The sequence below is a fragment of the Nitrospira sp. genome (genome assembly GCA_035968315.1).
Taxonomy (GTDB): Bacteria; Nitrospirota; Nitrospiria; order Nitrospirales; family Nitrospiraceae; genus Nitrospira_D.
Map to the genome: position 1 here is coordinate 80,679 of JAVYIN010000003.1, position 13,515 is coordinate 94,193.

At 59.0% G+C, this 13,515-nt stretch carries 12 protein-coding genes; all 12 read right to left on the minus strand.

Going from position 1 to position 13,515, the window contains the following annotated elements; all coding sequences use genetic code 11:
• Window positions 1-10: 10 nt before the first annotated feature.
• The 12 genes from ispF to RI101_02365 all read right to left on the minus strand — a co-directional run bounded on the left by ispF (window position 11) and on the right by RI101_02365 (window position 13,514).
• Entirely contained in the window at window positions 11-505 is a 495-nt protein-coding gene (ispF, locus tag RI101_02310; protein ID MEC4888869.1) for a 2-C-methyl-D-erythritol 2,4-cyclodiphosphate synthase, read from the minus strand.
• On the minus strand, window positions 505-1,245 hold the full coding sequence (gene ispD / locus RI101_02315; GenBank protein MEC4888870.1) for a 2-C-methyl-D-erythritol 4-phosphate cytidylyltransferase: 741 nt from the start codon (window positions 1,243-1,245) through the stop codon (window positions 505-507). The genes ispF and ispD overlap by 1 nt, the downstream gene beginning before the upstream one ends.
• Entirely contained in the window at window positions 1,238-2,263 is a 1,026-nt protein-coding gene (locus RI101_02320) for a TRAM domain-containing protein (GenBank protein ID MEC4888871.1), read from the minus strand. Before RI101_02320 ends, ispD begins: the two co-directional genes overlap by 8 nt.
• Window positions 2,264-2,315: 52 nt before the next feature.
• Window positions 2,316-3,866: a DegQ family serine endoprotease gene (locus RI101_02325; GenBank protein MEC4888872.1), complete on the minus strand. Its 1,551-nt coding sequence runs from the start codon at window positions 3,864-3,866 to the stop codon at window positions 2,316-2,318.
• Between the two features lie 36 nt (window positions 3,867-3,902).
• A complete protein-coding gene (locus tag RI101_02330) occupies window positions 3,903-4,826 on the minus strand; it encodes a class I fructose-bisphosphate aldolase (GenBank protein ID MEC4888873.1) in 924 nt (307 codons plus the stop codon).
• A gap of 38 nt (window positions 4,827-4,864) precedes the next feature.
• Window positions 4,865-5,869 carry a class 1 fructose-bisphosphatase gene (gene fbp / locus RI101_02335; GenBank protein MEC4888874.1) on the minus strand — a complete coding sequence of 335 codons (1,005 nt, stop codon included), beginning with the start codon at window positions 5,867-5,869 and terminating at the stop codon, window positions 4,865-4,867.
• Window positions 5,870-5,922: 53 nt separating this feature from the next.
• Complete coding sequence (locus RI101_02340; protein ID MEC4888875.1) at window positions 5,923-6,690, minus strand: DUF3108 domain-containing protein; 768 nt, start codon at window positions 6,688-6,690, stop codon at window positions 5,923-5,925.
• Between the two features lie 44 nt (window positions 6,691-6,734).
• Window positions 6,735-8,135: a phosphomannomutase/phosphoglucomutase gene (locus RI101_02345; GenBank protein ID MEC4888876.1), complete on the minus strand. Its 1,401-nt coding sequence runs from the start codon at window positions 8,133-8,135 to the stop codon at window positions 6,735-6,737.
• 87 nt (window positions 8,136-8,222) lie between these two features.
• Window positions 8,223-9,668: a mannose-1-phosphate guanylyltransferase/mannose-6-phosphate isomerase gene (locus RI101_02350; GenBank protein ID MEC4888877.1), complete on the minus strand. Its 1,446-nt coding sequence runs from the start codon at window positions 9,666-9,668 to the stop codon at window positions 8,223-8,225.
• Window positions 9,665-10,234, minus strand: a complete 570-nt coding sequence (locus tag RI101_02355; protein MEC4888878.1) for an HAD hydrolase family protein — start codon at window positions 10,232-10,234, stop codon at window positions 9,665-9,667. The genes RI101_02350 and RI101_02355 overlap by 4 nt, the downstream gene beginning before the upstream one ends.
• Before the next feature lie 176 nt (window positions 10,235-10,410).
• Complete coding sequence (locus tag RI101_02360) at window positions 10,411-12,303, minus strand: nucleoside-diphosphate sugar epimerase/dehydratase (GenBank protein MEC4888879.1); 1,893 nt, start codon at window positions 12,301-12,303, stop codon at window positions 10,411-10,413.
• Window positions 12,300-13,514, minus strand: a complete 1,215-nt coding sequence (locus RI101_02365) for a glycosyltransferase family 4 protein (protein MEC4888880.1) — start codon at window positions 13,512-13,514, stop codon at window positions 12,300-12,302. Before RI101_02365 ends, RI101_02360 begins: the two co-directional genes overlap by 4 nt.
• Window position 13,515 lies beyond the last annotated feature (1 nt).

The following is a 13,515-nucleotide window of genomic DNA, read 5'->3' on the forward strand; positions in this document are numbered from 1 at the left end:
CGCGTCTATCCTACGACGGGTACACCGCCTCAATCAAACAGACGGCATGGGCCTGCATGCCTTCCTCGCGCCCCACCGCGTCCAAGCCTTCTCCGCTTTTCACCTTTACATTCACGAGATCGGCATCGATCCCCATCACCTGCGCCATCTGCGTCTGCATGGCGGAGAGAAAGGTGCTCAACCGCGGCGCCTGGGCCACAATGATCGTATCGACATTGACGACGCGATAGCCCTTCTTCGCAAGCTTGCCCATCACATCTTCGAGCAGCTTCAAGCTGGAAATGCCCTTGTACTTCTGATCGGAGCTGGGATAGTGACGGCCCAAGTCGCCCTCCCCCATGGCGCCGAGCAGCGCATCGCACACGGCATGCACCAGCACATCCGAATCCGAATGGCCCAACAGCCCCTTGGAATGCGGCACTTCGACTCCACCGAGAATCAATTTGCGCCCGCTGCCGAGGGGATGCACGTCATACCCGCATCCCACCCGAATTTTCGTTGTCATCACCGACCTCCAGACTGCCCGCCCTTGCGGGCTCCTAAAATCGCTTCCCCGATGATCATATCCTCGGGTCTCGTCACCTTGATGTTCTCCCCGCTCCCCTCGACCACGACCACGGGATGGCCGGCCCATTCAAAGAGAAACGCATCGTCCGTCGCATGCACATGTTCGGCATGGGCCTTCCTGTGCGCCTCTTGCAGCCATCCCCTCCGAAAGGCCTGGGGCGTCTGCGCCAGCCACAAGGGCTGCCGATCGACCGTCCGCGTGATGCGATGCCCAGCGCCGACTTCCTTCACGGTATCCCGCATCGGCAAGGCCACGATCGCGCCGCCCACTTCCCGCGCCGCCGCCACCACCCCGTCCAGCATGCTCACCGTCAGAAAAGGCCGCACCGCATCGTGCACGACCACGATCTCCGTGTCATCCGACACATGATCCAGTGCGTGGCGGACGGAGTCCTGCCGTTCCTTCCCGCCCGGCACCACTTTGGTGATTTTGGACAATCCGTAACGGACCGCGAGGTCGTTCAGGCAATAGTCGAGATCGGCTTGAGGAACGGCGAGAATGATTTCATGAATACAGGCGGCAGACTGAAGGGCGCGAAGCGAATGGACGACGATCGGTTCTCCGCCCAACGCCAGAAACTGCTTGGGAACGGCGCCACCCATCCGCAGCCCCTTGCCGGCTGCAGGCACGACGGCGACCACACGAGGAGTCTGGCGCGGGAGAACACTCCTAGCCACGAGCGACTTGCAACTCCTCTCGCTCGGTCTCTTCCTTCAACCGGGTAAAAATCATCCGGCCGGCCGTGGTCTGCAGCACACTAGTGACGACCACATCGACATTCCGGCCGATGCACCGGCGCGCATTGTCCACCACGATCATCGTGCCGTCATCGAGGTAGGCGACGCCCTGCCCGGCTTCCTTGCCTTCCTTCAACACAAACACACGGATCGTCTCCCCCGGCAGCACGACCGGACGCAGGGCATTGCAGAGCTCATTGATATTGAGCACGCGCACCCCTTGCAACTCCGCCACTTTATTCAAATTCAAGTCGTTGGTCATGATGCTGCCGCCCACTTTCTTCGCCAGCACCACCAGCTTGGCATCCACTTCCTTCACGTTCGGAAAATCCTCGTCCACAATCCGCACATCCACGCCGGCCATCTTCTGAATCTTATTGAGCACATCAAGACCGCGGCGGCCGCGCGCTCGCTTGAGCGAATCGGAGGAATCCGCGATGTGCTGCAGTTCGTTCAGAATGAACTGGGGCACCAGAAACGTGCCTTCGAGAAACCCGGTTTCGCAGAGATCCGCGACGCGGCCATCGATAATCACGCTCGTGTCCAGCACTTTGAGGCTGGTCGAACTTCCAGACAGGTCCGCCGGCCGCTGCTTGGGGCCGGGGAATCGCTCTTGCCCGAACCGCGCCCCCATCACCAGCCCCAGATAGGGAAACCCCAGCAGAAACACCAACCCGCCGATATGAAACAGAAACGTCTCGACGTCGAAGATTTCCCCGCCGACCCACTCGACCAGTCCCGTCATCAGCAGCCCGGCTGCCAACCCGGCCGTCCCACCGACGATGATGCCGAAAGAAAACGTCCGCAAGGCGTACTCACCGGCTACGATGAGCCCGCCCGTCACCGCGCCGATTCCAAACCCGTAGAGCCAGAACGCTCCGCTGGCATTCTCGGCCCTTAGAAACAGGGCCATTCCCGCCAGCGCACTGAGAAGGATGAATATGGCTCGCGATACCATACCGGGCCCTCCTCTCATTTCGGCATCCGGTCACGGACGCCGTCTTATGGCGTCATGGTCGAAGCGTCAGATAAATCGTCCGTCCCTGCCGCTTCAACAAGAGCAGCACCGCCTGATCGCTCGGGAGCTTGGCGGCGATCCGTTCGTAGGCTTTCATCGACGTCACCGCCTGGCGGTTGATCTCGACGATCATATCGCCTTCTCGCACCCCGGTTTCTTCGGCCGTGCTCCCGGACTTGACCCGTACCACGACCACTCCTCGTTCACCGGACTTGATGCCATAGCGGCCGGCAAGATCGTCCGTCAGTTCACGCACATCCACGTCGGCCAACACACCGGTCGGCGCGGCCGACTCCGCCGCCTCTTCCTCACCGGCCTGGGCAATGGACTTGGGCTGCTCGACGATGGTGACGTCCAACGTCTTCGGTTTCTTCTCACGAATCAGCTTCACCGCGACTTTTTTCCCGACCGGGGTTTGCGCCACCGCGTTCCGCAGATGCGTGGGCGAATCCATCGGTTTCCCGTCATACTCCAGAATCACGTCAGCCCGCTCGAAGCCAGCCTTCTTGGCAGGGCTCTCATCCATCACATCGCTGACCAGCACACCCTTGGTATCGCTCACACCGAACTGCGCCGCCAATTCGGGCGTCAGTTCCTGAATCGACACGCCCAGCCAGCCACGGACCACTTTCCCGGTCTTCACCAATTGATCCATGATCGAGCGCGCCATGTTGCTGGGCACGGCAAAGCCGATCCCCATGTTGCCGCCGCTTTGACTGAAGATGGCCGTATTGATGCCCGCCAGCTCACCACGCACATTCACCAGCGCGCCGCCGGAATTGCCCGGATTGATCGCGGCATCGGTCTGGATGAAGTCTTCATATTCGGCAATCCCCGCCGCCCGGCCCAAGGCGCTCACAATGCCCAGCGTGACGGTTTGCGTCAGTCCGAAGGGATTCCCCACAGCCAGCACGAATTCCCCGACTTCCAAGAGATCGGAGTCCGCCCAGGCCACCGTCGGCAACCCGGTTGCGTCGATTTTCACCACGGCAATGTCCGTCTTCGGATCGGTTCCGATGAGCTTGGCTTTGAACTCCCGCTTATCCGACAAGGTGACGCGAATCTCATCGGCCTTGCCGACCACATGGTTGTTCGTGATGATGAGGCCGTTCGACTCGACGATGACGCCCGATCCCAGCCCGCGCTCCTTGCGTTCTTTCTGCTGTGGCGGTTGCTGCTGCTCGAAGCGGCGGAAGAATTCATCCCCGAAAAATTTGCGAAAGAAGGGATCGTCGAATGGCGTGGCATGAGGGCCTTCACCCTTGCCGGCTGTCTTGGTCGCATAAATATTGACGACCGCCGGCTTCACCGCCTTGGCGATCTCCACAAAGCTTTGGGTCCCCATCCCCGGCAAAATCGGCTGCGGCGCCGTGGACACCGGTCTCACCTGAGGAGGAGCGCTATCGGGCACGGCATGGCCGGTCGGCAGCCAGCCTAAATCTGAGGCAACCACGAATCCGATTATCATCCCGGCGGTCAGGAGCACCGCGGGCACGATCCAGCGACGACCTGGTTTGGGTGACTGATAGTGACGATCCATCATAACGCTGCCTCTCGATTGCCCGGGAAACCGGTGACGCTATTGAATCTCCCCGGCATAAATCCCCATGATCGTATGAAGGAACTTGACGGCCTCGGCCTTGGGGCGCTGGAAGGAATTGCGCCCGATGATGCTGCCGAATCCCCCCCCATCCCTGATAGCCCGCGCTTCGTCGAAGACGTTTTTGTCTTCGCTCTTCGCGCCGCCCGAGAAAATGACGATCCGGCGGCCGTCGAAGGAACTCTGCACCACATGCTTGACCCGCTCCGCCAAGGTCTTGATAGGAATCTGGGTGGACTCATAGACTTTCTTGGCGGCGGCTTGCTCCAGATGCGCGGTCGGCAACTTCACCTTGATGATATGCGCGCCCAATTGCGCCGCAATCTGCGCCGCGTAGGCCCCGACATCGATCGCCGTTTCCCCTTCTTTGCTGAGCGAGGAGCCACGGGGGTAGGACCAGACCACGACCGCCAGACCGGAAGCCTTGGCTTCTTCCGTGATGGCGCGCAATTGTTCATACATGGTCTGGCAATGGGCCGACCCCGGGTAGATCGTAAATCCCACCGCGACGCAGCCTAACCGCAGCGCATCCCGGACACTGCTCGTCACAGACGGCAGCGGATCCTTCTCGTCATGCAACACATCATGATTGTTCAATTTCAAAATCAGCGGGATCTGCCCGGCAAAGTGGCTGGCACCCGCTTCGAGGAACCCCAACGGCGCCGCATAGGCATTGCACCCGGCGTCGATGCCCAGCTGAAAATGATAGTGCGGATGATAGCCGGCCGGATTCGGCGCAAAGCTGCGGGCCGGACCATGTTCAAAGCCCTGATCGACGGGCAATATGACGAGCTTGCCCGTCCCGGCCAATTTGCCGTGCCGCAGCATGCGTGCCAGATTCGCCTTGGTGCCCGCATTGTCACTTTCATACCAGCTCAGAATCTCCTGCACCCGATCTGCCATGTCACTCCTCCAAAACAACGTATCGTGAATGATGCCGGCTAAGACCGGCCCTGAATAAACGCTTCGACCGTCTCCACATCCTGCCTGCTGCCGATAATCAAGGGCACCCGCTGGTGCAATTTTTGGGGCTCCACCTCAAGAATACGCATGGTGCCGGTCGTGGCCCGTCCGCCGGCCTGCTCCACCACCATTGCCAGCGGATTGCCTTCATACATGAGCCGGAGTTTGCCTTCCGGCTTATCCGTTTCACCGGGATAGAAGTACACCCCGCCGCCAAGCAAGACACGGTGCACATCGGCGACCAGACAGCCGGAGTAGCGCCCGCTATAGGGCCGTCCCGTGGCCTTGTCGGAGATCTTGAGAGAGTCCACGTACCGTTGCATGCCCGGGGTCCATTTGTGGTAGTTCCCCTCGTTGGTCGCATAGACTTTCCCGCGATCGGGAATCCGGATCTGTTCATGCGACAGCAGATACTCACCGATGCTCGGTTCAAGGGTAAACCCATGGACCCCATGACCGGCCGTATAGACCAGCATGGTGCTGGAGCCAAACAACAGATAGCCTGCCGCCACCTGTTCGAGCCCCTTTTTCAGCAGATCGCTCTCAACCGGCGGCCGGTCGTTGCTCTCATACCGCAGCACGGAGAAAATGGCTCCCAGCGGCATATTACAATCGGTATTGGACGACCCGTCGAGCGGATCGAAGAGCAGCATGTACTTCCCCTGCGGCCAGTTCTCCGGCAGCGAGACCATCTGCTCCATTTCCTCTGAGGCCAAGGCACAGACCAATCCGTTTTGCTGGAAGGCGCGCAAGAAAGTGTCGTTCGCAATGTCGTCCAGCTTTTTGACCGTCTCGCCCTGCACATTCGTTTCACCGGTCGTGCCAAGGATGTTGATGAGACCCGCACGGCGAAGATCGTGCGCAATGACTTTCCCCACCAGACCAATCTGGCTGAGCAGGCTGGAGAACTCTCCGGTCGCACCAGGATGCTGCGCCTGACTGCGAATGATAAAGCGGCCTAATGTAAGGGGAAATTGTCCCATCGTGGAGCAAGTATAGCGGGTTTAGATCCGCCCGGCAATGACAGGTCCTGTCCTCATTTTCGTTGAGCCACTTCCGGAATTCCTTCAATGAGATCCGCCACAATCGAGCCGACGATCACCTTGGCCTTCATGCGCACCGGAATACGCCGGGCATCCGTCGTAAACCAGACCCGAATATTGCCCTGATTCAGAAAAATTCCCTGAAACGGCATGATCACAAGCACTTGAGCCGTTTCCAGCTTGCCCCACGGCCCTTCGGCCATCTCTATGTTTTCGACGCGGACATCGATCTGGCGGACCTTCTTATCGTGGTACACATTCAACGCCATTGAGGCCCCTTGCTTGAACGGTAACTGGCTGCGCACGTAATAGAGGCAAGAAATCAGGTCCTGGGTCCCGGCTGGAATCGGCACCGTTTCAGTAGTGCCCCCTCGCACGGCAGTCACGGTATGGTCCTGCTGATGAAACGTATATTCGATATCTTCCTTCTTTTTCCCTTCCCGCCTGCGAAAGGTCATATGTTCCGGAAGAAAGGCGGTCAGATCGGTTACCGACTCGACGCGGTTATCGACAGGGAAGAACCGGGTGACCGTGGGACTCGAGACCGCTGTGGTGACAAACTTCCCGACCATCCGATCGTTCCCCTCGTCTCCCATCTGTACGGCCATTACCGCCGTTCCCGCGCTGATATTCAGGAAGGAAATGTCATAGGTCAGCCGCTCGCCGATCTGAAAAGGCCGTGTGGCATCCTCAGCCGCAAGGCTCCACGCCGGAGCCCCCAGGATGAACAGGCACAGCGAAACGGATAATACGGGTGTCATAGGGAAACGGCCCAACGGCCGGTTAAGGAAAGGACGTATCGGCACTAGCGTTCGACAAACTGTCGCGCGGCAGCCAGCTCCGCTTCCACGATAGCACGAATGGCTGTGAGCTTCGCGGGCGAGAGGGCCTCGAATCGCAAGACCAACGCCGGTTGAGTATTGGAGGCCCGGATCAGGCCCCATCCGTCGTCGAAGATCGCCCGCACTCCATCAATCGTTACCAACTCCCTCACCCGGCGCTGTTCCGGCCCCAGTCCCTGCTGGGACTTCACATGCTCCTCAAACCGGCTGCGGACCCGCTTGACGACATCGAACTTGATTGCATCCGGGAGATCGACACGAATTTCAGGGGTGACCGTCGTCTCAGGCAAATCCGCCACCAGCGCGGACAGCGGCATTCTGCGCTTCGCCAGAATTTCCACGAGACGGCAGGATGCATAGACCGCATCGTCGTAACCGAAATAGCGGTCGGCAAAAAACATATGACCGGACATTTCCCCCGCCAACACGGCCTGTTCTTCCTTCATCTTGGCTTTGATCAAGGAATGACCGGTTTTCCACATCACCGGACGGCCACCCTGCTTGGCAATGTCGTCGTACAAGCTCTGCGAGGCCTTCACTTCGGAAATGATCGTGCTGCCAGGCCGTGCTGCCAGAATATCACGCGAGTAGATCACCATCAGCCGGTCGCCCCAGAGCACATTCCCCTGCTCATCGACTGTGCCGATGCGATCGGCATCACCGTCATAGCCGATGCCCACATCCGCCTTGTGATCCTTGACAGCCTGCGTGAGGTCGGCCAAATTTTCCAACACCGTGGGGTCGGGATGGTGATTGGGAAACCGGCCATCCAAGTCACAATACAGGCCCGTCACCTTGCAACCCAGCAACTCCAGTGCCTGCTTCGCCACCAAGGCGGCAACGCCATTGCCACAATCGATCACGACATGGAGATGGCTGGCTTGCACCCCGGCAAAACTCTTCTTGAGATAGGCCAGGTAATCGGGAATGATCGGGTGCTCCGACCGTGTCCCATTGCCGGACACGAACTCCCCCTTCTCCATCACCCGGCGAAGCGCCTGGATTTCCTCGCCATGAATCGCCTCTTTCCCCACGCAAATCTTGAACCCGTTGTACTCGGCTGCGTTATGGCTGCCGGTAATCATGATGCCGCCGTCCACCGGCAAGTGAAACAGCGAGAAATAGACCAGCGGTGAAGGGCAGATGCCGATATCAATGACGTTCAACCCTCCGGCCAATAACCCCTTGACCAGCGCCTGATGCAATTGGGGGGAACTCAGACGGCCATCGCGCCCCATACTCACCGTCTTCACCCCGCGCCCCTGGACATGCGTGCAGTAGGCCCGCCCAACCAGTTCGGCGATGTCCTCGGTCAGTTCCTGCCCGACAATCCCTCTGAGATCATATTCGCGAAATAAACCCATCCTCACTCCTTCTAGGCGAGAGGCTCTGGACGAGAAGCGAGGGGGTCAGCCCCTTGCCTCATGCCTCACACCTCGTGCCAGTCGAATCTAACCCCGCCCATAATCGTCTTTAAACCGGACAATATCGTCTTCGCCCAGATAGGGACCATTCTGCACTTCAATAATGTGCAGCATATCCTGGCCGGGATTTTCCAATCGATGCCGGGTTTCGACCGGGATAGCGGTGCTCATCCCCACCTGGAGATCGAACACCTCCTCACCCCTCGTCACCCGTGCCGTTCCGGCAATGACCACCCAATGCTCGCTCCGCTGATGATGGAGCTGCAACGACAGCCGCCCACCAGGGTTGACCGTCACCCGTTTGACCTTGAAGCCGGGGCCTTCTTCTAAAATCGTGTACGATCCCCATGGACGAAAGACCGTCAGATGTTCCAAATGCTCCGGCGCCTGTTGCCGCTTCAGCACTTCCACAATCTTCTTCACATCCTGCGCGCGAGACTTGGGACAGACCAGCGTGGCATCGGGCGTATCCACGACTACCATGTCCTGCAGCCCGATGGTGGCCACCACCCGCCGATCCGCATAGACAATCGACCGTGTACTTTCGAAATCGACCACGCGCCCGGTCATGATATTCCCGGATTGATCCTGCTTGGCGACTTCGTCCAGGCTCCCCCAACTCCCCACATCGGACCAGCGGAACACCACAGGCACGACCGCCGCGTTCGACGACAATTCCATGACCCCGTTATCGATCGAGACCGACAGGGCCTGGCGATAGACTTCATCCATCGCCGCCTGGGATGCCCCGGCTGCCTTCAGCGCTCCGAGACGATCCACGACTGCGCCCAACGCAGGCTGATGCCGGCGAATTTCTTCCAGAATCGCCGCAGCGCGCCAGATGAACATGCCGCTGTTCCAATAATAATTGCCTGCCTTGAGATAGCGAGCCGCTTTCGCGGCATCGGGCTTCTCGACAAACTGCTGCACGCGGTATCCCGTCAGCTTCCCCTGCTTGCCAAGGATCGCCCGCCCATTGGGCTTAATATAGCCGTAGCCTGTCTCTGGCCTGACCGGTGGAATCCCGAACGTCACCAGATAGCCCTGCGCCGCAAGTTGCACCGCCAACGACACGGCGGTCTGAAAGTCCCGCTGCCCGGTCACCACATGATCCGCCGGCACGACCAACATCACCCCATCAGGATCGCGCCGCAGCACTTCCAGCGCCGCCAGCGCAATGGCCGGTGCCGTATTGCGCCCTTCCGGTTCAAGCACAAACCCCTGCGCGAGATCGTCCTTCCACTCGACCAGCTGAGTCCGAATCAACTCCGCCTGTGCGCGATTGGTCGAAATCAGCACATGGGAAGCCGGCGCACAGCCGCAGACCCGCTGCATCGTTTGCTGAATCAGCGTCTGGTCCCCGCCGATCTTGAGCAGCTGCTTGGGGAACAAATGCCGGCTCAATGGCCAAAAGCGGGTCCCGCTCCCTCCGGCCATGATCACGGGATACAGCCTGTGCTTACTGGCTTTCATCGCGCACCCTTCCGCTTCGATTTGGGAATAGGTTCAGAAGAGGTCCGTGCTTGCAGCAGCAGCTCTGCGATTTCCCGGACGGCCCCCTCTCCACCTTTTTTTTGGCAGATGTAATCGACGGCGTCGCACACCACCGGCATGCCATCGGCCGGCGTGGCGGAAAACCCGACAGCGCGCAACGACTCCAAGTCGTTGACGTCATCACCGATGTAGGCCACTTGGTTGAGTGACAGGCCATGCCGGCCAGCCATCTCACGAATGAGCGTCAGCTTATCCATCACCCCTTGATGCAACTCAGGAATCGCCAGCTTCTCGGCTCGCCGCGCCACGATCTTCGTCCGCTCCTGGGTGACAATTGCCGTGATAATACCGGCCTTTTGCAAAAGCTTGATCCCCATCCCGTCGCGCGTATTGAACTTCTTCCACTCATCGCCCGACTCGGCATAGTACATCCCGGCATCGGTGAGGACCCCATCGACATCCGTGGCAAAAAGCCTGATCGCCCGTAACCGGTCTTGCACCGACTTGCTGCGAACCGACAGTTTTCTTGCTGTACGCTTCACCATCTCGGCCTCATCATAAACACACCGCTAAGGAAGAACCCCTACCTTGATAGTATCTTACCCATCAGTGGAGACTTTACAAAGACAAATAACACCAGGCGCAAAGATCCGCCGATCGCCACCCCCAATAGACCCTATGGGCTGAAGAGGGACCGGAAAGGCAGGAGTAGCAGCAATGATCAGGGCACCCGCTGAGGGAGGGTGGGGGTATAACTCGGGATGCGCACTCGAAGCTGTTGCACCACAGCCTCTTCACTCCACTGGGACAGGTTGATGTCCAACTGCTCGATCCATTGATCGAGATCGTCCGGCCGTGGGGGGCCCATGGCCCGGTTGATTTTGGCGTGAGCGGTCGGGGCCACCTGCTCCTGTTCGTCGAATAACTCTTCGTAGAGCTTTTCACCGGGCCGCAAGCCCGTGAACACAATCTCAATATCTTTGCCGGGCACCAACCCGGACAACACGATCATATTTCTGGCCAAATCGACGATTCTGATCTGCTCCCCCATATCGAGCACAAACACCTCGCCTCCCTGCCCGAGCACACTGGCTTGCAAGACCAACTGGACCGCTTCGGGAATCGTCATAAAGAATCGCTTGATCTCCGGATCCGTCACCGTGATCGGGCCGCCTTTGCGAATCTGCTCGGCAAAGAGAGGAACAACACTCCCATTGCTGCCCAAGACATTCCCAAACCGCACCACCGTGAACTTGGTCTGCCCCACATGATTGAACCCTTGAATCACCTGTTCCGCGATCCGCTTGCTCACGCCCATCACACTGGTGGGATTCACCGCTTTATCGGTCGAGATCAACACGAACCGATCGACCCCGGCCGCCAGCGCGGCCTCGGCCACCGTGCGCGTGCCCAGCACATTGTTCCGCACCGCTTCCTTGGGATTCAGCTCCATCAGCGGCACATGCTTATGCGCCGCCGCATGGAACACCAAGTCAGGCCCAGTCTGCTGAAAGACCTCCGTGACCCGTTCGGCGCTGGTCACATCCCCGATGATGGGCAACACGCCGACATCGGGAAAGGCTGCGCGCAATTCCAGCAACAACGCGTGCAGCGCGTTCTCATAGCGTTCGAACAAGACGAGTGAGTCCGGTTTATAGCGGGCAATCTGCCGGCACAACTCCGATCCGATCGACCCTCCCGCCCCGGTGACCAAGACCGTTTTCCCTTCGATGAGGGGGTGCAACTCCTGCCGGTCCGTTTGAACTGGCTCCCGCTGCAACAGGTCTTCCAGACTCATGGGGCGCACTTGCTGGAGGGACACGGGATCGCCCAACAACTGCTTCACATTGGGGAGTATTTTTATCGGCGCAGTGCAGCCTTCGGATGCCGCCAGAATTTTCTGTTTCGTCGCGGTCGACGCAGACGGCAAGGCCACAATAATCTCATGGGCCCCCAGGCGATCCGCAACCTGTTTGATCTCACCGATCGTGCCGGCCACGGGAATCCCGTGAATCTTCATCTTCCGCTTCACCGGATCATCATCGATGAATCCGACCGGCCGGCTGTGATAACTGGGATCGGACAACATATCTCTCACGAGCAACTCTCCGGCACGGCCCGCGCCGACAATCAGGACTCGCCGGGCCGTTGGCGCGATAATTTGCAGCCATTCCCGAAACCAGCGGACAGCCATCCGGATGCCCGCAATGTAGAAACCGCTCAGAAGCCCCGTCAGGATAATGATCGAACGCGGATACTCGGCGAGTCCGAGAGCCAGGTGAACCACCCCGAAAAACACGGCTGAACTGGCAAGGGACGCCCAAAAAATACGGCCTAAGTCATGAAGCCCGACATACCGCCACAAGCCGCGTTGAATCCCAAATACCCACAGCCCTGCCCAATAAATCACCAAGACAGCCGGCAGATAGCGCCACATCATCCGGTCGAATGGCGCATGAATATCGCCCTCGAACCGCAGTATGAATGCCGTCAGATGCGCCGCCACGATCAACGCCAAATGGGTGGCAACGACCAACAGCGATCGGAAGCGCAAGATCAATTGGCCGTACTTTCCCGCCACTCTGTGGAAGAGATGACTGACAATACTTTTCACGACACTCCTTGCATCTCTAAACAGGGCTGCCCCCTCACCCCCTTGCGCCGCAACACGGACCGATAGGCCGACAACGTTTCTTCAGCCGTCTTGTCCCAGGTGAATTGCCGCACCAACGCGCGCCCCTTTTCAGCCAGCTCCTGCCGTGCCCGGCTGTCCGTCAATGACATCACGGCTTGGGCGATTTCTTTCGGATCACGAGGGTTCGAGAGAAGGAGCGCTTCTCCGTTTTGTATCAACTCCGCGCTCCCGTTGAAATCCGGCGCACTCATAATGGTCGCAACCCCAGCCGCCATGGCTTCTAAAGGAGCCAGCGGGCAGGGATCGGCCAATGTCGGCAACACGTACAGGTCTGCGATCGGATACATCCGTTCAATATCCTGAACCAACCCGAGAAACCGAACATCAGACTCCAGATGGATCTTGGCCGCGAGCTGTTTGTAATAGTCAAGCTTTCCGCCGCCGCCCCCCGCAATCAGCAGCTTACACATCCCGCGCGGGAGCAGTGCCAGCCCTCCCAACAATGCATCCAGCCCCTTCCGTTTGAACTCGGTCCCCACGAACAACAGCACCAGATCATCGGCGGAGAGGCCCAGCTGGGCACGAATGTCGTGCAACTCCTGTGGTGAATAGACCCGCTCGATCTTCGGCACATCCACCCCGGTATAGGCCAGTTGAAAATGATCGTCGGAAAGCCCGTAACAGGCTTGCACATTCCGCTTCACCTTCTCAGCCACGGCAATAATCACTCGTGCGCCCTCATCGGCGAACTGTCTGGCCTCCAGCCACCGCCAGGCGAGCTTGCGAGGACTCAGCGCCGTGCGCACCCAGTCCAACCGCTGCTGCCAGCGCCCTAATCCTTTGAGTTCCGGAGATTTGAAACAGGGCGACTGAACCGTCATCACATCGAACGTCGGGACTTTTTCAAAGGAATGCACCACATCGAATCCGTCATCCACCGCCCGGCGGCAGAAATAAGAAAAAAACAACTGATTCACCCAGGCCGGTTTATGACAAACCCTGGGAATTTTGTGAAACGTGATGGGTTCGGAACCGTCAAATATCCACTCATGGGCGAAGACGTGCACATCATGGGCCACCGCCAAACGCCGCACCACTTCCATCGCGTATTTTTCCGCGCCACCGGTGCGGAGAAAGCGCTTGATCAGGACGGCGATCTTAAGCCTAGGAAGATGGTCCACCTTCGACATT

What these genes read in the sequence shown, in the direction of transcription:
- ispF (MEC4888869.1), bottom strand. Translation starts at nt 505, where the DNA reads ATGACAACGAAAATTCGGGTGGGATGCGGGTATGACGTGCATCCCCTC.
- RI101_02320 (MEC4888871.1), bottom strand. Translation starts at nt 2,263, where the DNA reads ATGGTATCGCGAGCCATATTCATCCTTCTCAGTGCGCTGGCGGGAATG.
- RI101_02325 (MEC4888872.1), bottom strand. Translation starts at nt 3,866, where the DNA reads ATGATGGATCGTCACTATCAGTCACCCAAACCAGGTCGTCGCTGGATC.
- RI101_02330 (MEC4888873.1), bottom strand. Translation starts at nt 4,826, where the DNA reads ATGGCAGATCGGGTGCAGGAGATTCTGAGCTGGTATGAAAGTGACAAT.
- fbp (MEC4888874.1), bottom strand. Translation starts at nt 5,869, where the DNA reads ATGGGACAATTTCCCCTTACATTAGGCCGCTTTATCATTCGCAGTCAG.
- RI101_02340 (MEC4888875.1), bottom strand. Translation starts at nt 6,690, where the DNA reads ATGACACCCGTATTATCCGTTTCGCTGTGCCTGTTCATCCTGGGGGCT.
- RI101_02345 (MEC4888876.1), bottom strand. Translation starts at nt 8,135, where the DNA reads ATGGGTTTATTTCGCGAATATGATCTCAGAGGGATTGTCGGGCAGGAA.
- RI101_02350 (MEC4888877.1), bottom strand. Translation starts at nt 9,668, where the DNA reads ATGAAAGCCAGTAAGCACAGGCTGTATCCCGTGATCATGGCCGGAGGG.
- RI101_02355 (MEC4888878.1), bottom strand. Translation starts at nt 10,234, where the DNA reads ATGGTGAAGCGTACAGCAAGAAAACTGTCGGTTCGCAGCAAGTCGGTG.
- RI101_02365 (MEC4888880.1), bottom strand. Translation starts at nt 13,514, where the DNA reads ATGTCGAAGGTGGACCATCTTCCTAGGCTTAAGATCGCCGTCCTGATC.